We start from the raw sequence: 21,531 nt of genomic DNA on the forward strand, positions 1-21,531 counted from the left end.
GCCTGCCTGGCCGAAGCGGGCGCCGGCTGAAACCCGGCTACTCCCCGGCGCTGTCCTTGAACTGCCGCTCCCAGTCGCGCAGCTCCGAGCGGCCGATCAACGAATCCAGTGACACCTGGAACATCAGCCCCTTGCGGGCATTGACCTGTTTGATGTTGTCGACGATCTGCGTCGTGACGGCCGAGAGCGCCTCACGGACCTCGCCGATGCGCTCATCCGGCGCATCCCACAGGTCGGGTCGAGTGAGCAGGTCGAGCAGGTAGTCGCGTTCGAGTGCCGCCACGAGCCGCGCGAGCTTGTCGGAGTACTCTGCCTCGGCCATCGCGCCCTGATCTTCACCGGCCTTGGCATCCAATCGGACGAACAGCTGCTCGACGTGCGAGGCGAGCGCGTCGATGCCGGACGCCGTCTCCGCCGCGACCGGGTTGCCCGCGAGCGTCGCGTAGTCGACGCGCAGCTCGCGCAGTCGATCCACACGAAGACGGATGCCGGCCGGCACCGGATCTGCGCTCACCGCAGGTTGCTGCCGTCGCCGCCGTCGTGCGATCAGGCCGATCGCCGTGCCGGCCGCTGCCACGAGCACCACGCCGCCGAGCACGATCGGAAGGAGGAGATCGGCACCTCCGCCCCCGGTGCCACCGCCGGGTGACGACGGAGTCTCTGCGGCGATCTGCTTCACGGTCTCGATCAGCGCGGTCTGCGTGTTGCCGTTCGCCGCGGTCTCGTTCTCGTTGCCGATGCGCTGCGCCTCTGTCGGGTCGATCGCCGACGAGAAGACCTGCACATCCTCGCCGATCGCGAGCACGATGGTCTTCTGATTCGTCGCCTTCTCGATCTCGGCGAGCGCCTGTCCGGCGTACGCCTGATTGTTCTTGACCACCTCCGGCAGCACCACGACCGCGATAGACCCGTCATCGGGGACGTTCTGGAGAAGCTCGGCCTTGAGCGACGCCGCCCCCGAGGTGCTCGGGTCGACGTAGACGTTCTCGGAGCCGAGTCCGGCCACGGCAGGGTCGACCCACGGACTGTCCGAGGACGACGCGATGATCATTCCCACCTCAGAAGTTGTTGATCACGGAGGCGAACACGAGGTCGATGCGTTCGGCATCCGAGGCGTCGAACATCTGGCCGCCGGTGACGTCGGCGATCCGCTGCAGGGCCGTGGGGTCCGCGCCCTCGCCGTAGGCGATCGTGAAGATGCGCACCGGGGCGTCGTCGCCGCCCTCCTTCGTGCTCTTGCCGATCTTGGCGATGAGCGAGTCGAGCGAGGTCGCCGAATCGGTGTCCTCTCCATCGGACAGCACGACGATCGCGTTGATGCGTCCGGGCTCCGCACGCTCCTTCATGGCCTCGTAAGCGGTGAGCACCGCGTCGTACAGCGGTGTGCCGTTGCGCTGCGCGTAACGCAGGTCGTCGAGCGAGGAGTCGAGGTTCTCGCCGTCGGCTCCGAGCGCCGTGACGTCACGCACCACCTGGATGCCTTCGCCCTCTTCTGACTCGATGCCCGTCGTGAACGCCCACACCCCGACCTCATCGGAGGACCGGAAGTGGCCGAGCGTGGTCTGCGCACCCTCGATCGCGCCATCGAGACGCGAGCGGCCGTCGCCGATCGGGTCGTCCATCGATCCGGAGATGTCGATGAGCTCCAGGACGGAGGAGGGCTTGCGCACCTGGGTCCACTGGTCGATCGCGGTGGAGATGACGTCGACCTCGGGCTTCGGCAGCGTGACGGCCGGCTGCGCGGGGTCGACGCCGAACTTCGCCGTGAAGAGGTCGCCGAGGGCGACGGACTCGTCGAGCGGACGGAACCCGTATTCGGGGAGCACCTGCTGCGCCGGCTTCGTCTGCAGGAACTCCGCGAACGCCTCACCGGCCGCACGCTGCTCGGCCGTCACCCAGTCGGCCCCGAGGACCGTGACCGGGTTGTCCGACCACATCGAGCCGCCGGCCGGGTACACCGCGACGAGCTTGGTCTTCGGCGGGGTGAGCGTCTCGCCCGGCTGCACGGTGTGCGAGTCGGGGTTGCCCTTGTTGTAGTTGAGCAGGGAGGTCTCCTCCAGCGCGACCGCCGACACGTAGGCCGAGCCGTTGGCACCGTTCTGCGTCTCGTCGTACAGGGTCGAGAGCACGTTGCCGGTGGTGTCGCCGTAGTGGATCACGCACTCCTCGAACACGCGGGAGAAGTCCGCGGAAGCATCGACGTCTTCCGAGGTGAGGCCCTCCGCCTTCCCGGAGGCCTCATACGACTGCATCAGGATCGTCGAGAGCCCGGTCGTCGAGGTGTTCGGGTTGGTCTTCGAGATCTTGAAGGCGCCCCAGATGTCCTTGCCCACGCTGCCCCACCCGTCGGGGTTCTGGCAGAGGCCCTCGAGGTCGGTGATGCTGATGGGCTTCGCCGGCCAGCCGAGCGCCTTCGCCATCGGCTCGGGCATGCCGAACACGACCGGCGTGCGAGTGAACGACGCGGGGGCGCCGACCAGGCTCGGCGAGGCGGCTGCGGCGACCCGGTCGGTCCAGACGGTGGATGCCGGAGACCACAGTGTCGGCCACAGCGACCGGTCGTCGCTCGGCCAGTCGTCGCCGGCTGTCAGGTAGCGCGCGGCGTTGCCGGAGGAGACGTTGGTCGGTCGCACGGTCGCACAGGTGTCGAGCCCGTCGTGCTCCGGGGAGTCCTTGAATGCGGTCGCGAGCTCATCGAGCATGTTGACCTTCTCCGACGAGGTCGCGATGGTGATGTGCGTGCAGCCGTCGTCCGGGAAGCCCTGGCTCTCCTCGGACGAGCCGTCCTCGCCTCCGCCCGTGCAGGCGGCGAGCACCAGCGCTGCGATCGCAGCGGTGGCGAGGGCGGTGGTCGTCCGCCGGGCGATGGACCGTCGTGCGTTGCGAGGCTCGCTCATGCGCCTAGGCTACCCAGGTATCGGGCTCCCGATCACGCACTTTCCGCATCGTCGCCCGTCGGCTCTCACGGTGCAGAGCGCATGAACTCCTCGGCAGCACGCACCTGATCGGCTGACGGGCGGAGGCCGGTGTACAGCACGAACTGCTCGAGGGCCTGCAGCGTCGCCACCTCGGCACCCGTGATCACGGTCTTCCCGGCCGTGCGACCCGCGGTCACGAGAGGCGTCTCGGCCGGCAGGGCCACGACGTCGAACACGACGGATGCCGCGGCGATCGCCTCCGGCGAGAACGACACCGCGTGCTCCTCGGGGCCGCCGGCCATGCCGATCGGGGTGACGTTGACGAGGATGTCGGCGGTGGCGTCACCGGCATCCGGCATCCAGTCGAATCCGTAGAGTCCGGCCAGCGCTGTGCCGTTCGCCTCGTTGCGGGCGACGATCGTCACGTCAGAGAACCCCGCATCGCGGAACGCGGCTGCGGTCGCCTTGGCCATGCCGCCTGATCCGCGCAGGAGTACGGACGATTCCGCGTCGAGACCGTGGCGTTCGATCAGCTGTGCGATCGCGGAGTAGTCGGTGTTGTAGGCGGTGAGCACGCCGTCGTCGTTCACGATCGTGTTGACGGAGTCGATGGCCGTGGCGGAGGGATCCATCCGGTCGACCAGCGCGATGACGTCTTCTTTGAAGGGCATCGAGATCGCGCACCCCCGGATGCCGAGTCCGCGCACGCCGGCGATCGCCAGGGCGAGATCGGTGGGCGCGAAAGCCTTGTAGATCCAGTTGAGCTCGAGCGCCTCGTAGAGGAAGTTGTGGAACCGCGTCCCGTTGTTACTGGGCCTCGCCGACAGCGAGATGCACAGGGTCATGTCTTTATCGAGCATCGTCACCGCCTCAGGCTACTGCCTGCAGGTGCGCGAATCCGGGGCGAGGGACCGCGGCAGACGTGCCGTCCGGCTCTTTTCGGAACCCCCGGACGTCCGTGGCGAAGATCGCGCATCCTCCCCTATGGTGAAAGTGCATGCACAAGGGGATCGATCGTCTCCGTCCTTCCCCAGAGGACGGGCTGCCTTCCCCAGAGGCAAGGCGATCCGTGCATGCGATTGGGCCCTCTCGAGTAGTTCAGTCCCCAATGGACTACTCGAGGGGGCCGCTATCGACTTCGCCCGGATTTTCGTCTTTGTCCCCCAAAAGGGGGACAAGAGCCCCGAAAAGGGGTTAGGCTGTCTCTGACGCACCCTCCGGTCGTCTTCGGCCCTCATCGCTCCCCCCGCGGTGAGGGCCACACCATTTTCCGGGCCGCGATCAAGGCCCGATGTCGGCGCTGTGGTCGACCTGTCACGTGTCGGGCGGATGCCGCTCGTGCAACATTTCGATTACCTTCTCGCACGAGCTATTCCGCTCAGCGCCTGCTCCGTTAGCGTTAGCGCTGTCGGGGCACCCCTGCGTCGGCTTCTTCATCAGCAGAACAGGCAGTACATGAGCACTCAGGGCACGGTCAAGTGGTTCAACTCGGAGAAGGGCTTCGGCTTCATCTCCCCCGACGACGGCGGCGCCGACGTTTTCGCGCACTACTCCGCCATCGAATCATCCGGCTACCGGTCTCTCGATGAGAACCAGCGAGTCGAGTTCGATGTCGCGCAGGGCCCCAAGGGCCTGCAGGCAGAGAACATCCGTCCGCTCTAACAGCGGACGACTTCGGAACTCCCCGGCGGGAGTCGCCTCGTGCGACCTCCGGCGGGGAGTTCTGTGCTTTTCGCGGGTCGCTCGGGCTCTGGACGGCCTCGGCGGCGGCGTCAGGCGAGGAGCAGGGAGCGCAGTTCGTCGACGGATGCGGCGCGGAACGCGGCCTCGTCGCCTTCGTGCGGCTCGCTGAAACCCCAGTCGACGAAGATCACCGGGACCCCGTTGGCATTGCCGCCCTCGACGTCATGGTGCCGGTCGCCGATCAGGACGGGTCGTGAGGTGTCGGCGCCGAGTTCGCGCAGCCGACGCAGTGCCTCGGCGACGATGTCGGTCTTGGAGGCCAGCGTCGACTCGTCGGGAGTCGCACCGACCGTGGTCGCGAAGGACGGGCGCAGCCCGAAGTGGTCGATCAGCGCATCGACCTGGTTCTCCGGCTTGGAGCTGGCTGTGGCCTGCGGTACTCCCGCGGCATGCAGGTCGCGGATGATCTCGGTCACGCCGGGGTACGTGGCGACGTCGGTGGTGTAGCCGTCCGCCTTGCCGAGCGTGCGGTAGAACGCGACAGCCTCGGTCGACTCGGCAGGAGTCATGCCGGCCTGGTCTTGGAAGGACTGGAACATCGGAGGTCCGATCCAGTGGATCAGCTCCTCGCGCGTCGGCGCCGGGCGGCCGAAGTGGGTGAGGGCGACGTTCAGTCGACGCAGGATGCCGACGGACGCGTCGACGATGGTGCCGTCGACGTCCCACAGCACGCAGGAGTAAGGAGAGGAGGCCATGCTTCCAGCCTATGGTGCGCTGGGCGGACGCCAGTTTTCCTGCACAGTTGTGCAGCGGATGCCGTTCTCCACCGTTCGTGCGAGGCTCACACTTCCCGCTCTAGGGTCGTGACAGCGGGAGATTCTCGGGTCAGAATGGGGGCATGTTCGTGTCGATGGAAGCCGTGACGACGATCGCCTCTGCGGTGTCGGTCGTCGTCGCACTCGCGAGCCTCGGCGGATGGTTCATCCGTCGGGTGGACGCGCGGTTCGACAAGATGGACGCCCGATTCGATCGGCTGGAGGACCGGGTCACAGGCGTCGAGCACGAGCTGACCGAGGTGAAGATTGCCGTCGCCCGTCTGGAAGGCCCGCCGCCACGACTCGTGACAGCGCGCTGACTCTCTAGAACAGCCGCGGGATCCCCGACTCGATGCCCTTCATGTCGTCGTAGTCGAGCACGAGGCAGCGGATGCCGCGGTCCTCGGCGAGCACGCGCGCCTGCGGCTTGATCTCCTGCGCGGCGAACACGCCCTGCACCGGGGAGAGGTGCGGATCGCGACCGAGAAGCTCGAGGTACCGGGTCAACTGCTCGACGCCGTCGATGTCTCCGCGGCGCTTGATCTCGACAGCGATCGCGGCGCCATCGGCATCCCGCACCAGCAGGTCGACCGGACCGATCGCGGTCGGGTACTCGCGACGCACGAGCGTCGCGCCCTCCGAGATGCGCTCCACCTGCTCGGCGAGCAGCCGCTGCAGGTCGGCCTCGACGCCGTCCTTCTGCAGGCCGGGGTCGATGCCGAGTTCGTGCGAGGTGTCGTGGATGATCTCGTAGATCTGCACGCGCAGCGCATCGCCGGTCTTCTTGTGCGTGACGCGCCAGACCTCGACGACGCCCGCGCTCGCCTCCTCCTCGCCGGGTTCCTCGCTCGAGAGCGAGCACGGCGGGCTCATCCAGTTCAGCGGCTTGTAGCTGCCGCCGTCGGAATGCACGAGCAGACTCCCGTCGCCCTTGTGCACGAGCAGACGCGTAGCGAGGGGGAGGTGGGCGTTGAGCCGACCGGTGTAGTCGACCGAGCAACGAGCAATGACGAGACGCACCCGTCGAGCCTAGCCGCCGGCGCGGTCTCCGAACCGCAGAAGCAGATCGAAAAGGCCGAGTTCGGTGGCGGCCGAACGCGCGATCAGGAACCCGATGATCCCGATGATCCAGGCGGTGTTCTCGGCACCCGTGCGCTCCATCCACGCCGCGAAGCGCTCCAGCGGCCGCTGCACCAGGTCGGCGGCGACGAGGCGGAGCACCAGCAGCACGACAGCCGGAGCGATCATCAGCGCGCAGTAGCCGACGAGCGAGAGGACACGCAGCGGTGTGCCCACGCCGGCATCCGCGAGCATCGTCATCGCGACGATGTAGGGGAGCATCGTGGCGACCTCCACGAGTCCGGCGGCGATCGCGACCGCCACGACCGCCGTGCCCCGCGTTCGCGGATCGAGCAGTCTGGTGCGCCAGCGGGTGATCCGACCGGGCTGTGCGGTGTCGGGGGCATCGGCTGTGACGCCGGGGGCGGCTTCAAGAGATGACGCTGCTGCCTCGGATGACCCCGCGTGCGCGCCGGTGCTCGACGTCGACGCGAGGGGTACCGGCGCCTTCTTCTTCTCGCCGGTCGGCATCGCGAAGGCGGTGATCAGCAGCGCGGCGCCGACGACGAGGCGGATGATGAGGCCCGCAGGCGAGGCGAGGAAGTCGGATGCCACGTCGACGAGGTTCACCAGACCCCAGAGGAACAGCAGCCCGACGACGAGGTAGAAGGCGGCGATCGTCGCGAGATAGAGGAGGATCCGTCCGGCTCGCACGCGCCCGGGGTTGAGGAGCAGGAAGACCGGGATGAGGAGCGTGCCGACGCTCAACCCGTCGATCAACGCCAACAGGGCGAGGGAGAGAGGGAGCGGCAGTCCACCGAAGAGTTCCATGCCTCCACGTTCGCCGACACGGAATCGGGGCGGATCGGGCGAAAGTACGGTTCCTCCGAGCCCGCTCATCCCTTCGACGGATGCGGCGTGACGCACGCCGTGATTGCATGAGGTCATGCAGGAGCAGGGTGACGCGGGACTCAGCGCCTGGTACCGACGGCATCGCTGGGTGGTGGATCCGATCGCGATGGCGCTGCTCGCCATCGTGATGGCGGCTCTCGGGTTCCGCAGCATCTGGGCGTCCTTCTCGGTCATCCCCGACGGCGTCTCGCCGTGGTGGGCGCTGACTCTCGCGCTGCCCGCCTGTGCGCTGGCGCTGATCAAGCGCCGTGCCCCCGTCACCGTGCTCACTGTGGTGACGATCCTGTTCGTCATCGACCTGCTGACGGTCGGCGGCATCGGCACCCTCGTCGTGCTTCTGGATGTGCTGTGGACCGCGGCCTTCGTTGCCGGACCTCGCGGACGCCGGGTGCTGCTCATCCTGCTGGGCGGCGCGACGCTCGCCCTCTTCGTCGCGGCTCTGGCCTTCGCGAGGGTGGACTTCGCGGTGGCGTTCCTCATCGCGGTCCAGTTCGGGGCGATCTTCGGCACGGACTACTGGTGGGCGGTCGCGGTCTCGCAGGCGAACGAGCTCACCGAGCTCCACCGGCAGCGGGCCGATGAGGCCGCCGCCGTCGCCGAGCGTGACCAGGCCGAAGCGGTGCGGAAGGAGCGCGAGACCATGGCGCGTGAACTCCATGACGTCGTCGCCGGGCACGTGATGGCGATGGCGATCCGCGCCGAGGCCGCCCTGTCGACCGCACCGGATCAGGCCAAGGATCGAGATGCGCTGCAGGCCGTGCGAGACGCGGGCCTCGACGCGCACGGCGCGCTGCGGTCGATGATCACGGTGCTCCGTCGCGGCGACGGCAGGCTCTCGCCAACGCCGCGCTGGTCTGACCTCGAGAGGATCCTCGGTGATGCGCGGCGCGCGGGTCTCAGCATCCGCTTCTCCTCCGACGATCTCGACGAGCTCGGCGGCGCGGCCGAGCAGGCTGTCGTCCGCGTCGTGCGAGAGGCCCTGACCAACTGCACCCGGCATGCCAGCGGAGCGGACGTCGACGTGGTGATCGCGATGAAGGAGGAGGACCTGCGAGTCGTCGTACGGTCGCGCGGCGGCGAAGCGGCTCCGTCGGTCGCGCGCGGTGACCAGGGGTGGGGACTGCAGATGCTGCGCGAGCGGGTGGTCGCGCTGGGCGGCGCGTTCACCGCAGGACCCGACTCGGACGGCTGGGCGGTCGAGGCGCGCATCCCGACGGGAGTGCGAGCATGAGCGCGCCGACCGTGCTGGTGGCCGACGATCACGCGGCGATCAGGACCGGCCTGCGGATCATGCTCGAAGCGCACGGCGCCGTTGTGGTCGGCGAAGCCGCCGACGGCGACGCAGCCGTGCAGAATGCGACGGCTCTGCGCCCGGATGTGGTGCTGATGGATCTTCGGATGCCGGGTCGAGACGGAATCTCTGCGACGCGGGAGATCGTCGAGCGCGGCGTGAGCGACGTGCTGGTGCTGACGAGCTTCGACGAAGACGAGCTCGTCTTCGGGGCGATCAGGGCGGGGGCCGCCGGGTTCCTTCTGAAGACGGTCGATGCGCCCGCGCTCGCCGCTGCCGTGCGTTCGGTGGCGGCCGGAGAGGGCGCCCTGGACCCGCGCGTGACGCGGCGGGCGCTCGCCGCCGTCGCGCAGAGCTCGCCGGAGCCGGCATCCGACCCCACCGAACTCCCCCGGCAACCCGACCTGACCGCCCGCGAACAGGAGGTGCTCGACGGCATCCTGCAGGGGTGGTCGAATGCCCAGCTCGCGCAGCGGCTGCACATCTCGGTGCCGACGGTGAAGACGCATGTCTCGAACGTGCTCACCAAGCTGGGCGCCCGCAGCCGCTCGCACGCGGCCGCGCTGGTCAGGCGTCGAGGCGTGTGACGCTCAGTCGTCCGTCGGGCCCGCCACCGTCTTCTCGTCTTCGCGGAGCGGTCGCGCTGCTCCCGAGAACAGCCCGGACGCCACGACCAGCCCGACCAGGATGAACAGGGTGTTCAGCAGGCCGATGTGCTCGCTGATGATGCCGAGCACCGGAGGGCCGCCGAGGAAGGCCACGTAGCCGATGGTCGCCGCCGCGCTCACGCGTGCTGCGGCCTTCGCGGGGTCGTCGGCCGCGGCCGACATACCCAGCGGGAACCCGAGCGACGCGCCGATGCCCCAGAGCGCCGCACCGACGAGGACGAGCGGCAGGTTGGGTGCGAGGACGAAGAGCAGGATGCCGGATGCTGCCGTCACGGCGAGGATGCGCAGCACCGTCACCCGGCCGAACCGATCGACGAGCGGACCGCCGAACAGACGCACCAGCGTCATTCCGATGGAGAACACCGCCAGCGACACGGCGCCGGTGCCCTCGGCGAAGCCGTGACCCTGTTCCGTGCCGAGCGCGATCCAGTCGTTTGCGCCACCCTCCGCGAAGGACATGCCGAGCATCACCATGCCCAGCAGATAGGTGCGCGGCTCGCGCCATGCTTCGAGCGCCGTGTGCATCCGCTGACGGAACGCGGGCTTCTGGTGGGCTTCCGGGTCGAGGGTCGCTGCGCGCGCGGGGACCTGGAAGAAGCAGACGACCGCCAGGACGACGATCACGGCGCCCACGACCGAGGCGTGCGTGGCGACGTTGATCGAGAGGTGGGCCGCGAGGGCGCCGATGCCCGCGCCGATCACGGTGCCGAAGCTGAAGAAGGCGTGGAACACGGGCAGGATCGTCTTGCCCATCTGCTGTTCGATGGCGGTGGCCTCGACGTTCATGATCACGTCGACGCATCCGTTGCCGAATCCGAACAGGACCATTCCAGCGAGGACGATCGGCACCGACCCGAAGACGTTCGCGCCCAGCCCCACGAGGGCGATGCCGAGGGCGAACGTGAGCATGGCCAGGAGCATGCCGCGCCGTGCTCCGGTGCGCGCCATCACCGCGGGGCTCGTCGAGATGCCGATGATCGATGCGACGCCCATGCCGAGCAGGATCAGGCCGACCTGAGCGTTGTCGAGCTCGAGCGCCTGTTTGATCCCCGGTACGCGCGATGCCCAGGTCGCGATCGACAGTCCGCTGGCGAAGAAGACGGCGAAGATCGCGGCGCGCCAGCGCACGAACTGCGAACGAGTGAGGGCGGTATCCATGCGGGCCAGCATATCGAATCGATTCGACCCTTGTGAACAGAAGGGAGCTATCCTCGAAGTATGAGCAGCAGGGAGACGCCGCGCCGGGCCACGATCGCCGACGTCGCACGCGAAGCGGGGGTGGCCACATCCACGGCCTCCGTCGTGTTCAGCGGTAAGGCCAAGGTCGCCGCGGCGACACGGGAACGCGTGCTCGCCGCCGCCGCCGAGCTCGGCTATGCCGGGCCCGACCCGCGAGCGGCATCCTTGCGCCGCGGGCGCAGCGGCATCGTCGCCGTAGTCCTCGAAGGGCACCTGCGCGCCGCGTTCCTCGACCCCGTGACGACCGCCATGATGGACGGCCTCACCGACGGCCTCGCCGACCTCAGCGCCGGCATCCTGCTGATGCGCGACGAACCGGGGGAGGACGGATCGGCACTCGCGAACGCCCCCGTCGACGCGTTCGTCCTCATCGGATGCTCGGGACGCACGCGCGCATCACTGGAGGTCGTGCGTGGTCGCGGGCTCCCGGTCGTCGTGATCGAAGGTGACGCGGGGGAGGACATCCCACGGATCACCCTCGACAACGCCGCGGCATCGGCTGACGTGGCGAGGCACCTGTACGACCTCGGGCATCGGGACGTCGCCCTGGTGACGCTGCCGGTCGACAGCGAACGTGAGCGCGCCATCGTGACCGAGAAGCGGATCGCGACGGCCACCGTCGACGTCACGGTCGATCGCCTCGCAGGGCTCCGTGAGGTGTTCCCCGATGCCCCGGCGATCTCGGCCTCGGGCAGCCTCATCGACGAGGGCGTGATCGTCGGACGGATGCTGCTCGAAGACGCTGCCGCGCGACCGACGGCGGTCATCGCGCAGAGCGACCTGCTCGCCGTCGGAGTGATCCGCGCCGCTGAAGAGCTGGGCCTGCGGGTGCCGGAAGACCTGTCGGTCGCGGGTTTCGACGGAATCGCCGTCGACGGCCTCGCCGATGTGACTCTCACCACCAGCGTGCAGCCCGCGGTCGAGAAGGGGCGAGCGGCAGGAGAGCAGGTCGCCCGGATGCTGCGCGGCGAGCCCGCTATCACCCAGCACCTCACGTGCGTGCTGCGGATCGGGACCACGACGGCCGAGCCCGCGCGGCGCTGAGGTCACGAGCTCCGCCTACTCAGGAGTGCTGCGGACCGAGCGGAAGTCTCGCATCGCCGAAGTCGAGGATGCGGTAGCGGCCGCAGACGACGACCTCGTCGGGGATGGCCTGCACCGGCAGCTGCCACTGCACCGTCTGCGCGTCTTCGACGAGGAACGACACTTCGCCGGGGTCGAAGTCGCGGCGGTCGACCAGCCACGCGTAGCCGTTCAGCTGATGGTCGACCTGCACGAGATGCGCGGGGTTCTCGATGTGGAGCTTGGGCAGCCGCACCGTCCAGAACTGCCCTGCCCCCGTGCGGCCCGACGCATCGACCCACTCGGTCACGCAGTCGAGGTCCGGATCGGCGGTCTGGGCGGTGGCGGACAGGCGCGGCACGCTCAGTGCCCCGCCGATCAGGAGGAGCACCGCGGCGACCGCGACCAGCTGGCGCGACACCTGCCGCGGCAGCCGAGCGGCGCGGGGTAGGGCGACGAGTGCGAGCACCGGTGCGAAGGCGGCGGGCTGCAGGTAGCGCGCCGCGTGCGTGCCGAGCGCCACCGCGCCGATCACCACCAGCAGGGGCATGACCCATGCGATGGTCGCGACGAGTCGCGAACCGGCATCCTCCGCGCGAACGGTGCGGTGCACGGCCCACGCGACCAGCGCGAGCGAGAGCAGGCATCCGACCACGCCGAGCGGCGTCGACAGACGGTCGGCGAGCAGACCGCCGTAGTACGCGACGGACTCCATCCACAGGTGGGGCTGCGCATATCCGGCTCCGGTGTTGGCGATCCATGCCGCGAACGGAATGCGACCGAAGAAGCCGAAGGCAGTGCCGACGGCGAGAACAGCGAGGAGGGCCAGCATCCGCCGTCGATCGGGCCTTCTCAGGGCGGAGACGGCCAGGACGAGGGCGAGCGGGACCGTCGCCCACACGGCGAAGAGCGGGTTGGAGAGTGTCGAGATCGCGGCGACGGCGCCGAGGCCGGTCAGCAGCCCGACCCCACCCCGACCTCGGTCGATCGTGCGCCGGACCAGCCCGACGGAGAGCACGACGCCCACCACCGTCGCCGAGTAGTACGTCGTGGTGAGCTGCAGCGAGGCGAGCTCGAGAGCGTCACGTGATGCGGAGGTGTCGGTCGCGGCGAGGAGACCGAACGCGACGAGAGCCAGCAGCGACCAGGCGACCGGCGCACGCCCTTCCCGCCGACGACCCGCGACCACCCGCAGCGCTCCGTACAGGGCGAGAAGGTTCACGACCGCGGCCGTTGCGAGCAACCCGTCGACGTCGAAAGGGAGCACGGCATCGAGTCCCGCGAACACCGTGGACTCGGGGAGGAAGAGCACGCTCGACATCGCCCAGTCCTGCGGGCCGCCGGCGAGCGTCGATCGCGCGAACATCGCGACGATGAGCGAGTCGCCGTCGCGGTACAGCAGCTCGGAACGAGCGGATGCCGCGACCTGAGCGGCCACGATGAGGGCGACGCAGAGGGCGCCCAGCCACCCCGCCGATTCTCGCACCCACACCCGCCGCATGACCGCTACTCTCCCACGACGCGGACGCCGGCGCGTGCGACCGCCCGTCTCCTCGATCTATCGCTGCAGAAGGCGGTCTCGCGAGCGTTCGATGTGCGTGCGCATCGCGACGGAGGCCTGCTGCGCTTCGCCCGCCACGATCGCAGCCACGACGGCCGAGTGCTCGGCGACGGTGTCGGCGACATACGATCCGGTATAGGCGAGACGGAACGTGTGCAGGTGGCAATGCGTTCGCGCATACGCCTGGCGGACCGTTTCGTTGTGCGCCGCACGGAACACGAGGTCGTGCAGGCGGACGTCGTGCTGCGACAGCTGGCGGTAGGCGTCTTCTTCCGCGATCGCGCTGGTCCCCGCCCGGATCTCCTTCTCGAGACCGGTGACGTCGGCGGCCGTACGCCGGGCGGCGGCCTTGCCCGCTGTGTCGGGTTCGAGCAGCAGGCGGAGTTCGAAGAGCTCTCCGAGCTGACGACTGTCGAGCAGATCGGTGGTCCGGTATCCGCGCAGCGGGAGCTTCTCGACGAGTCCGTCCGATTCGAGCCGCGCAAGCGCTTCGCGTACCGGTGTCGGCGAGACATCGAAACGGCGGGCGAGCTCTCCCGCGTTGATGCGAGCGTCGGGCGGGACCGTGCCGTCGAGGATGGACTGCTGGAGGGCGCCGTAGACCTCGTCGGCGAGCATCGTCCGAGCGCCGACGGAGAAGGCGGGCAGCTGATCCAGGGCAGACATCCGACCTCTCCTTGACAAAGTGTTGATGTGCAGAGCATCCTATCCTTTGAAAGATCAAATACGATCTTTCAAATTTTATCTCTCCCTGGAGGCTCGAAGATGCGCACCACCCAGCACCTGCGGCTCGGCGCCGTCATCGCGGCGGCAGCCGCTCTCACACTCACGCTCGGAGCATGCACTCCGCAGCAGAACGGCTCGACCCCTGAGGGCGCAGAAGGCAGCGGCGATCTCGCCGATGTCCGTGTCGCCCTGGTCCCCGGTGGCGCGCACCCGTACTTCCAGCCATGGATCGACGCGGGCGAGAAGGCCGCGAAGGACTTCGGCCTGGGCGAAGTCACCTTCAACGAGACCGCGGAGTGGGATCAGACGAAGCAGAACGACGTCATCAACTCGCTCGTCGCCAACGGCTACAACGCCTTCGGCATCTTCGGCGTCTCCCCGACCGACATCAACTCCACCTTCAAGAAGCTTGCCGACGCGGGCATCGCCGTCGGATCGATCGCCTCCTGCCCTTCCGGTGACGAGAACCTCGCCGCATTCTGCCTCTCGACGGACACCGAAGAGGCTGCGTACCAGGCAGCGGTTGCCGCGATCGAGGCGATCGGCGGCTCGGGAGTCATCGTGCACATGACCGGGAACAACGTCGACTCCAACACCCAACGACGCATCGCCGGTGTCGAACGCGCCGTCGAGGAGACCGACGGCGCCGTGACGCTGCTCCAGAACATCACCGACGTCGACACCGACCTCGCGACCGCGCAGAAGGCGGCATCCGACCTCCTCGCCGCGAGCGGCTCGGAGATCGACGCGATCGTGACGACCGCGTACAACCCGGCCGTGGCGAGCGCGGAAGCGATCGCGGAGTCCGGACTCGACATCCAGCTCGTCGCCATCGACGACGACGCGACCGTCCTCGACGGAATCCGCGACGGCTCGATCTACGGAACGGTCGCGCAGAACCCGACCGGTCAGGCCTACGTCGGCAGTTGGGTGCTCGCACAGCTCGCGAGCGGCGCCTGCGAGATGGCCGAGCCCGGTGTCGTCGTCGACTCGGGGTCGTTCGTCGTCACGAAGGACAACGTGGAGACCTACGGCGACGAGCAGGCGGCGTTCGCCGACAAGGTGAAGACGCAGTTCGAAGACGACCTGCTCACCTGCAAGTGACCCGCTGACGCTCACCCGGAGACAACCGATGGCCAGTATCATCACCGACGCTCGGGCGTTCCTCGTCGACGTCGCCGTCGAGACCGAACGCACGGATGCCGTGCAGAGCTTCGTGTCGCAGGAGACGATCTTCGTCGAACTCGGCACGAGCGACGGCCTGCACGGCCTCGGCTACTCCTACACGATCGGAACAGGTGGTCGCGCAGTGCTGTCGATGCTGCGCGACCATCTGCTGCCGATCCTGGTCGGCCAGGAGGCAGATCGCATCGAGGCCGTCTGGTACCGCCTCTTCGCCTCCACCCGCGCCACCACGACCGGAGCGATCACCTCCCTCGCGCTCGCCGCCGTCGACACGGCGCTGTGGGACATCGCGTCGCGCCGGGCCGCACTCCCGCTGTGGCGCCTCGCCGGCGGCTTCCGCCGCGACATCCCGCTGTACGACACCGAGGGCGGGTGGCTGCATCTCGATGTCGACGAACTGATCGACGGGGCACTCGCCTCGCAGCGCGCCGGGCTCCAGGGCGTCAAGGTGAAGATCGGCAAGCCGAACGGGCAGGAGGACCGCGAACGCCTCACGGCCGTTCGCGAGGCCGTCGGGTCGCACTTCGACATCATGGTCGACGCCAACCAGTCGATGACCAGCGCCGAGGCGATCCGTCGGGCCCGCCTCTTCGACGGGCTCGACCTCGGCTGGATCGAGGAGCCGCTGCCGGCCGATGACATCGAGGGTCACGCCCGCCTCGTGGCCGCGACCTCGACGCCGATCGCCGTGGGCGAGTCGATGTACTCGATCGCGCAGTTCCGTGAGTACCTCGACAGGGGGGCCGCCGGCATCGTCCAGGTCGATGTGGCCCGCATCGGCGGCATCACCCCCTGGCTCAAGGTGGCGCACCTGGCGGAGTCGTTCAACGTGCACGTGTGCCCGCACTTCCTCATGGAGCTGCACGTGAGCCTGGTGGCCGCGATCCCCAACGGCCGCTACGTCGAGCACATCCCGCAGCTGCGCGCCATCACCAAGACCGGCATGACCATCCACGACGGTCGTGCGCTCGCGCCGGAGACCCTCGGCCTCGGGATCGACTGGGACCGTGACGCGATGGACGACAGGACCGTGCTCTGATGTCGCGTCTCCGTGACGCTGTCCGCGCCGAGGTGCGCTCGCCGCGCGCGCTGCTGCTGGTGCTCATCGTGGTGCTCTTCGTCACCTTCGCCGCGCTCAAACCTGCGTTCCTCAACGGCCCCTTCGTCATCGCTCCGCTGCTCACCTCGATCGCGATCTTCACCGTCGTCGGACTCGCGCAGATGGTCGTGCTCTCCGTCGGGCACATGAATCTGGCCGTGGGCCAGCTCGCCGGAATCGGCGCCCTGGTCGCCGGGGCCTGCCTCGAGAACCTCGGGATGCCGCTGCTTGCCGGTCTCGCCATCGGTGCGCTTGCGAGCACAGTGCTCGGAGGGCTCGCCGGATGGATCATCGCCAAGACGGGCGTGAACTCGTTCATCGTGACGCTCGCGATGAGCTTCACGCTGCTCGGGCTGATCCCGTCGCTGTACGAGCGATGGAGCACCGGACAGGCGTTCACCACACTCCCCGCGGAGTTCCAGGCGATCGGTCGTGGCACCTTCGCCGACGTCTGCCTGCTGGGCTATTGCGGACCCGATGCGACCCCTCTCATGATCCTTCCCGCTCTCGTCTGCATGGCGGGGATCTGGTACTTCTACACCTGCACTCGCGGTGGTCGCGAGGTGCTGATGACGGGAAGCAGCCTGCGCGCGGCGGAGCTCTCGGGTGTGCCGACAGCGCGTCGCTCGATCCTGGTCCACGCACTCTCCGGCCTCCTGGCCGCGATCGCCGGCATCCTGCTCGCCGCCAGCACCGGCTCCTTCACGCCCGCGATCGGCGGCGAATTCATGCTGTCGTCGTTCCTCGGTCCGATCCTGGGCGGAACCCTTCTCGCCGGCGGGGTTGTCTCGATCGTCGGCACGGCCCTCGGCATCACGCTCACTTCCGTCATCCGCAAGGGCCTCGAGCTCTACGGCGTCGGTCTCGAGACATTGAACGTGCTCCTCGGCTGCATCCTGCTGGCGGCGCTCGCGACCGATCGACTGCGCCTGGTGTTCGCCCGACGCCGTCCGACCACGAAGAACGAATCGGTCGCCACACTGGCCGTCGAACTGGACGAGGCAGAGGCCATCCGATGAAACGCGTCATCAGTGCGAACAACCTGCTGCTGGTCGGCATCGTGATCATCGGGGCCGCGATCCTGGGCTTCGCCACCTCCGGGCAGTTCTTCGGTCCGGTGTCGATGACGAGCTTCTTCCGCTTCGTCAGCGTCCCCATCCTGATCGGGCTGGCGCAGATGATCACCCTCTGCGTCGGTCAGCTCAACCTCGCGGTCGGAGCCATCGGCGGCGTCGCGGCCTGCTTCACCGGTGTCATCGTCACGTCGTGGGGCGTGCCCCCGTGGATCGGTGCGCTCGTCGCGGTGCTCGCGGGTGCGCTCCTCGGGCTGGCGAACGGCCTGATCGTCGTGGGGACCCGGATCAACGGCTTCATCGTCACCCTCGCGATGTCGCAGATCCTGATCGGGCTGCAGTACGCCCTCGTCGGCACCCGGACGATCGGTCGCGACGCCTGGCCGGAACTCGCCGCTTTCGGGCGCTCCGACATCCTCGGCATCCCGACGATCTTCTTGCTGACCCTCCTCGTCGCCGTCATCGTCGCGCTGTACTTCGCGCAGACGGTCTCGGGACGCACGCTGCTCGCGAGCGGCGGCAATGCCTCCGCGGCACAGCTCGCCGGCATCTCCCCCGATCGCGCGGTCGTCGTGGCGCACACCCTGTCCGGCCTCCTGTGCGGAGTCGCCGCGCTGGTGAGCATCTCGTTCCTGCCCGGCGTCAACACCACCGTCGGCGGCGACTGGCTGCTGCCGAGCTTCGCCGCTCCGATCATCGGTGGCGTCGCACTCGCAGGCGGAACGGTCGCCGTGCTCGGCACCGTCCTCGCGGCGATGGTGGTCCGCCTCGTGGATGCCGCGAGCCCGATCTTCCGCTTCGACGCCGAGGTCGTCAACTTCGTGGTCGGCGCAGTCGTGCTCGGCACCGTGGCACTCGGCAAGCTGCGCGAGGTGCAGGCCTCGCGGCACGCCAGCCGGATCAGATCATTGCGCGCCGAGGCGGCGCTGGCGGAGCAACCACTCGCGGAGGTGAAGCGATGAGCGTCGCGTTGGAGATCAGGAATCTACGGAAGACCTTCCCGGGCGTGACCGCTCTGGCGGACGCGAACCTCGTCGTCGAGGCGGGTTCCGTGCACGCCCTCATGGGAGAGAACGGCGCCGGGAAGTCGACGCTCATCAAGATCGTCACCGGCGTCCAGGGCGCAGACTCCGGGCAGCTCCTCCTCGGCGGCGAGCCCGTGTCCTTCGCCAACCCGCTCGAGGCGCTGTCCGCCGGCATCGGCGTGGTCCATCAGGAGCGCAACGTCGTCCGGGAGTTCACGGTCGGCGAGAACATCGCGCTCTCGTCGATGCCGCGCCGCGCCGGTCTCGTCGACTGGGCGCAGGTGTGGCGCGAGGCCAAGCGCTGCCTCGACATGCTCGACCTGGATATCGACCCCCGCACGCCGATGCGGGAGCTCTCCGCCGCGCAGATCCAGCTCGTCGAGATCGCCCGCGGGCTCTACCGCAGCGCGAAGGTGCTGCTGCTCGATGAACCGACCGCGTCGCTCAGCAACGACGAGGCCGAGCGGCTCTACCGCGTCGTCGGACAGCTCAGCTCGGAGGGCACCGCCATCGTGCTGGTCAGCCACAAGCTCGATGAGGTGTTCGCGCACTGCGATGCGATCACAGTGCTCCGCGACGGCGGCACGGTGATGCCGTCGCGGCCGATCGCCCAGACCTCGCACGATGATGTCGTCGCCAAGATGGTCGGACGCACCCTCGCGAACCTCGAAGTCGACGCGCGTCCGGTGGATCGGACGGTGACTCCCGCACTCGAACTCGTCGAGGTGAGCACGGGTGCCGGGCACCGGGAGATCTCGCTCGCCGTCCACCCGGGCGAGGTGCTCGGCATGTACGGGCTCGTGGGTGCCGGACGAACCGAGCTCGCCCGCGCGATCCTCGGCCTCGATCGGATCACCGGCGGCGAGGTGCGCATGGAGGGCACGCCCGTGCGCATCCGCTCCGTTCGCGATGCGCTCCGACGCTTCCGCATCGGCTACGTCACCGAGAACCGCAAGGAGGAAGGTGTCTTCCTCCTGCAGTCGATCACGCGCAACATCGCCGTCACGATCTGGTCCGACCTCTCCAAGGTCCTCGGATTCGTGTCCGGTCGTCGGGAGCGCGAGGCCGTGAGCACCTACGTGGATGCTCTCGACATCAAGATCTCCTCGCAGGAGCAGCTCGCCGGTCAGCTCTCCGGAGGCAACCAGCAGAAGGTGTCGCTCGCGAAGTGGCTCGCCGCCCGCACCCGCGTGCTCATCGTCGACGAGCCGACCGTCGGCATCGACGTGCGCACGAAGCGCGCGTTCTACGAACTGCTGTGGCGGCTGGCCGACGAGGGGATGGCGATCCTGCTGATCTCGAGCGACCTCGCCGAGATGGTCACGCTGGCCGACCGCATCGTCGTCATGGATCGCTTCATCGTCCGCGGTGCCGTCGAGAACACTCATGACTACCCGTCGATGAGCGCGGAGGTCATGGGGCACATCCACGGGTCCGTGGTCGCCCGGTGACCGTCGCACTCGATCGGCGGGGAGACAGTATGACCCTCGGCATGGGATGCGCGCAGATCGGCAATCTTTGGCGCGCGATCACCGACGAAGAGGCGGCCGAGACGGTCCGGGCGGCGTGGGATGCCGGCATCCGCTACTTCGATACCGCCCCGCACTACGGGCTGGGACTCTCCGAGCGCCGCCTCGGACGCGCTCTTGCCGCCTATCCGCGCGACGAGTACGCGGTGTCGACGAAGGTGGGGCGCCTGCTCGTCCCGAGCCCGGAGACCGCGCACGAGCGGGACGCCGCGAACTTCGACGTGGCTGCCGACCGGCGCCGCGTCTACGACCTGAGCCGCGACGGTGTGCTCCGCTCGCTCGAGGCGAGTCTGGAACGTCTCGGCATGGACCGCGTCGACGTCGTCTTCATGCATGACCCGGACGAGCACTGGGAGAGCGCGTCGACGACCGGCGCCCAGACCCTGTCGGGGTTGCGGAGCGAAGGGGTCATCGGTGGCTACGGCGTCGGAATGAATCAGGCGGAGATGATCGCGGACTTCATCGAGCGGACCGACGTCGACATCGTCATGTGCGCGGGTCGCCTCACGCTTCTCGAGCAGGAGAGCGCGGGCAGGATGCTGGAGCTCGCGCGCCGGCGCGGTGTCGCCGTGGTCGCCGCCGCGGTGTACAACTCCGGACTGCTCAGCCGTGAGAGCGTGCCCGACGGCGCGACGTACGACTATGCGGAGGCCTCGCCGGAGATCCTCCGCCGTGCTCGCGACATCGAGCGCATCTGTCGCGAGCACGGGGCGTCCCTGCCCGCAGCCGCGTTGCAGTTCGCGCTGCTCTGGCCGCAGGTCGTCTCCGTGGTGGTCGGGATGCGCGGAGCCCAGCAGGTGGTGGAGGCCGCGTCGCGAATGGCCGCGTCGCTCCCCGAGGAGCTGTGGAGCGCCCTGGAGAACGCTGGTCACATCAGGCTGTCGCCGGGATCACCGGATGAGTGATCACCGGACGAGTGATCACCGGACTGGGAGGAGCATCCCGGATGCATCAGATCGTGGCCCGGAGTCAGGGCCGGCGCGCCAACGGCAGCAGCCGTTCGCGGGACGCGAGCAGGTGCGCTCTCATCGCGTCGGCGGCGCCGTCGGCGTCGCGGCGTGCCACCGCCGCCGCGATGCGGACATGCTCGTCGAGAGTCGCCTGACCGGCTGACTCCTCATATCCGAGTCGGAACGCGTGCAGGTGGAAGTGCGTTCGCGCCAGCGAGCGAGCGATCGCGGTGTTTCCGGATGCCTGAGCGATCAGCGCGTGCAGCTGCCCGTCGTGGCGGCAGAAGGACGCGTAGTCGGCGGCGTCGTCCCCGGCGGGAGCGCGCGGGAACGCCCCTGCCTCCTCGACCAGCGTCTCCAGCGCCTCGCTGCTGCCGTTCTCGGCAGCCTTCTGCGCTGCGACCGGTTCGAGCAGCAGGCGCAGGTCGAACAGGTCGTCGAGTTCCTTCACGTCGAGAACCGGGGTCGTGCGGTAGCCCTTGAGTGGAGACTTGACGACCAGGCCGTCGTCGTCGAGCCGCGAGAGCGCCTCCCGCACGGGTGTGGGCGACACGTCGAGCTGACGGGCCACCTGGTACAGATTCACCCTCGAGTCCGGGGGCAGCTCGTTGCTCAGGATGAGCTCGATCAGGCGTTGGTAGACCGCATCGGGGAGCATGCCCGCCTGGCCCGTCGCGCGGTCAGCAGTCATGCCCGCAGTTTAGTGTCGCGCGGAGAAGGCGCGCTCGCTTCCGTC

General features: G+C 68.7%; 21 protein-coding genes. 11 read left to right on the forward strand and 10 right to left on the reverse strand.

Annotation, left to right across the window (positions count from 1 at the left end; all coding sequences use genetic code 11):
- Nucleotides 1-37: 37 nt before the first annotated feature.
- The 3 genes from V5D55_RS06420 to V5D55_RS06430 all read right to left on the reverse strand — a co-directional run bounded on the left by V5D55_RS06420 (nt 38) and on the right by V5D55_RS06430 (nt 3,784).
- Nucleotides 38-1,057, reverse strand: coding sequence for a hypothetical protein (locus V5D55_RS06420; protein ID WP_435748545.1), 1,020 nt, complete (start codon nt 1,055-1,057; stop codon nt 38-40).
- 1 nt (nt 1,058) lies between these two features.
- The gene (locus tag V5D55_RS06425) at nt 1,059-2,897 is read right to left on the reverse strand and encodes a substrate-binding and vWA domain-containing protein (RefSeq protein WP_435748546.1); all 1,839 of its coding nucleotides are present in this window, start codon (nt 2,895-2,897) and stop codon (nt 1,059-1,061) included.
- Nucleotides 2,898-2,962: 65 nt separating this feature from the next.
- Entirely contained in the window at nt 2,963-3,784 is an 822-nt protein-coding gene (locus V5D55_RS06430) for a shikimate 5-dehydrogenase (RefSeq protein ID WP_435748548.1), read from the reverse strand.
- A 589-nt stretch (nt 3,785-4,373) separates the two neighbouring features.
- On the opposite strand from V5D55_RS06430, the gene V5D55_RS06435 reads away from it, so the two are divergent.
- Complete coding sequence (locus tag V5D55_RS06435) at nt 4,374-4,580, forward strand: cold-shock protein (protein WP_046014597.1); 207 nt, start codon at nt 4,374-4,376, stop codon at nt 4,578-4,580.
- 110 nt (nt 4,581-4,690) lie between these two features.
- Here V5D55_RS06435 and V5D55_RS06440 read toward each other — a convergent pair whose 3' ends face one another.
- Nucleotides 4,691-5,356: an HAD hydrolase-like protein gene (locus V5D55_RS06440; RefSeq protein ID WP_435748550.1), complete on the reverse strand. Its 666-nt coding sequence runs from the start codon at nt 5,354-5,356 to the stop codon at nt 4,691-4,693.
- A gap of 143 nt (nt 5,357-5,499) precedes the next feature.
- Between V5D55_RS06440 and V5D55_RS06445 the strand changes: the two genes are divergently transcribed.
- Complete coding sequence (locus tag V5D55_RS06445; RefSeq protein WP_435748551.1) at nt 5,500-5,736, forward strand: hypothetical protein; 237 nt, start codon at nt 5,500-5,502, stop codon at nt 5,734-5,736.
- Nucleotides 5,737-5,740: 4 nt separating this feature from the next.
- On the opposite strand, the gene nucS is transcribed toward V5D55_RS06445, so the two are convergent.
- Together nucS and V5D55_RS06455 are read right to left on the reverse strand one after the other, a co-directional pair.
- On the reverse strand, nt 5,741-6,436 hold the full coding sequence (gene nucS / locus V5D55_RS06450; RefSeq protein WP_055871644.1) for an endonuclease NucS: 696 nt from the start codon (nt 6,434-6,436) through the stop codon (nt 5,741-5,743).
- Nucleotides 6,437-6,445: 9 nt separating this feature from the next.
- The gene (locus tag V5D55_RS06455) at nt 6,446-7,306 is read right to left on the reverse strand and encodes a GAP family protein (protein WP_435748552.1); all 861 of its coding nucleotides are present in this window, start codon (nt 7,304-7,306) and stop codon (nt 6,446-6,448) included.
- Nucleotides 7,307-7,421: 115 nt separating this feature from the next.
- On the opposite strand from V5D55_RS06455, the gene V5D55_RS06460 reads away from it, so the two are divergent.
- Together V5D55_RS06460 and V5D55_RS06465 are read left to right on the forward strand one after the other, a co-directional pair.
- Nucleotides 7,422-8,618 carry a sensor histidine kinase gene (locus V5D55_RS06460; protein ID WP_435748553.1) on the forward strand — a complete coding sequence of 399 codons (1,197 nt, stop codon included), beginning with the start codon at nt 7,422-7,424 and terminating at the stop codon, nt 8,616-8,618.
- On the forward strand, nt 8,615-9,265 hold the full coding sequence (locus V5D55_RS06465; protein ID WP_435748554.1) for a response regulator: 651 nt from the start codon (nt 8,615-8,617) through the stop codon (nt 9,263-9,265). Before V5D55_RS06460 ends, V5D55_RS06465 begins: the two co-directional genes overlap by 4 nt.
- A 3-nt stretch (nt 9,266-9,268) precedes the next feature.
- Here V5D55_RS06465 and V5D55_RS06470 read toward each other — a convergent pair whose 3' ends face one another.
- Nucleotides 9,269-10,504 carry an MFS transporter gene (locus V5D55_RS06470; protein WP_435748556.1) on the reverse strand — a complete coding sequence of 412 codons (1,236 nt, stop codon included), beginning with the start codon at nt 10,502-10,504 and terminating at the stop codon, nt 9,269-9,271.
- Nucleotides 10,505-10,564: 60 nt separating this feature from the next.
- Here V5D55_RS06470 and V5D55_RS06475 point away from each other — a divergent pair, with 60 nt between their 5' ends.
- Nucleotides 10,565-11,629 (forward strand): LacI family DNA-binding transcriptional regulator, encoded by a 1,065-nt coding sequence (locus V5D55_RS06475; protein ID WP_435748557.1) that lies wholly within the window; start codon nt 10,565-10,567, stop codon nt 11,627-11,629.
- Nucleotides 11,630-11,648: 19 nt separating this feature from the next.
- On the opposite strand, the gene V5D55_RS06480 is transcribed toward V5D55_RS06475, so the two are convergent.
- Both V5D55_RS06480 and V5D55_RS06485 read right to left on the reverse strand, forming a co-directional pair.
- Nucleotides 11,649-13,148, reverse strand: coding sequence for a hypothetical protein (locus tag V5D55_RS06480; protein WP_435748558.1), 1,500 nt, complete (start codon nt 13,146-13,148; stop codon nt 11,649-11,651).
- Nucleotides 13,149-13,205: 57 nt separating this feature from the next.
- Nucleotides 13,206-13,874, reverse strand: coding sequence for a GntR family transcriptional regulator (locus V5D55_RS06485; protein ID WP_435748559.1), 669 nt, complete (start codon nt 13,872-13,874; stop codon nt 13,206-13,208).
- A gap of 99 nt (nt 13,875-13,973) precedes the next feature.
- On the opposite strand from V5D55_RS06485, the gene V5D55_RS06490 reads away from it, so the two are divergent.
- From V5D55_RS06490 to V5D55_RS06515, 6 genes are read left to right on the forward strand one after another with little or no spacing between them, the layout of a single operon-like run.
- The gene (locus V5D55_RS06490) at nt 13,974-15,038 is read left to right on the forward strand and encodes a sugar ABC transporter substrate-binding protein (protein ID WP_435748560.1); all 1,065 of its coding nucleotides are present in this window, start codon (nt 13,974-13,976) and stop codon (nt 15,036-15,038) included.
- A 28-nt stretch (nt 15,039-15,066) separates the two neighbouring features.
- Entirely contained in the window at nt 15,067-16,158 is a 1,092-nt protein-coding gene (locus V5D55_RS06495; protein ID WP_435748561.1) for a mandelate racemase/muconate lactonizing enzyme family protein, read from the forward strand.
- Nucleotides 16,158-17,237: an ABC transporter permease gene (locus V5D55_RS06500; RefSeq protein WP_435748562.1), complete on the forward strand. Its 1,080-nt coding sequence runs from the start codon at nt 16,158-16,160 to the stop codon at nt 17,235-17,237. Before V5D55_RS06495 ends, V5D55_RS06500 begins: the two co-directional genes overlap by 1 nt.
- Nucleotides 17,234-18,253 carry an ABC transporter permease gene (locus tag V5D55_RS06505; RefSeq protein ID WP_435748563.1) on the forward strand — a complete coding sequence of 340 codons (1,020 nt, stop codon included), beginning with the start codon at nt 17,234-17,236 and terminating at the stop codon, nt 18,251-18,253. Before V5D55_RS06500 ends, V5D55_RS06505 begins: the two co-directional genes overlap by 4 nt.
- Nucleotides 18,250-19,767: a sugar ABC transporter ATP-binding protein gene (locus V5D55_RS06510; RefSeq protein ID WP_435748564.1), complete on the forward strand. Its 1,518-nt coding sequence runs from the start codon at nt 18,250-18,252 to the stop codon at nt 19,765-19,767. Before V5D55_RS06505 ends, V5D55_RS06510 begins: the two co-directional genes overlap by 4 nt.
- 29 nt (nt 19,768-19,796) lie before the next feature.
- Nucleotides 19,797-20,750, forward strand: a complete 954-nt coding sequence (locus tag V5D55_RS06515) for an aldo/keto reductase (RefSeq protein ID WP_435748565.1) — start codon at nt 19,797-19,799, stop codon at nt 20,748-20,750.
- A 64-nt stretch (nt 20,751-20,814) separates the two neighbouring features.
- Here V5D55_RS06515 and V5D55_RS06520 read toward each other — a convergent pair whose 3' ends face one another.
- Entirely contained in the window at nt 20,815-21,486 is a 672-nt protein-coding gene (locus tag V5D55_RS06520) for a GntR family transcriptional regulator (RefSeq protein ID WP_435748566.1), read from the reverse strand.
- Nucleotides 21,487-21,531 lie beyond the last annotated feature (45 nt).

It is taken from the genome of Microbacterium sp. PMB16, from assembly GCF_051294855.1.
GTDB lineage: Bacteria > Actinomycetota > Actinomycetes > Actinomycetales > Microbacteriaceae > Microbacterium.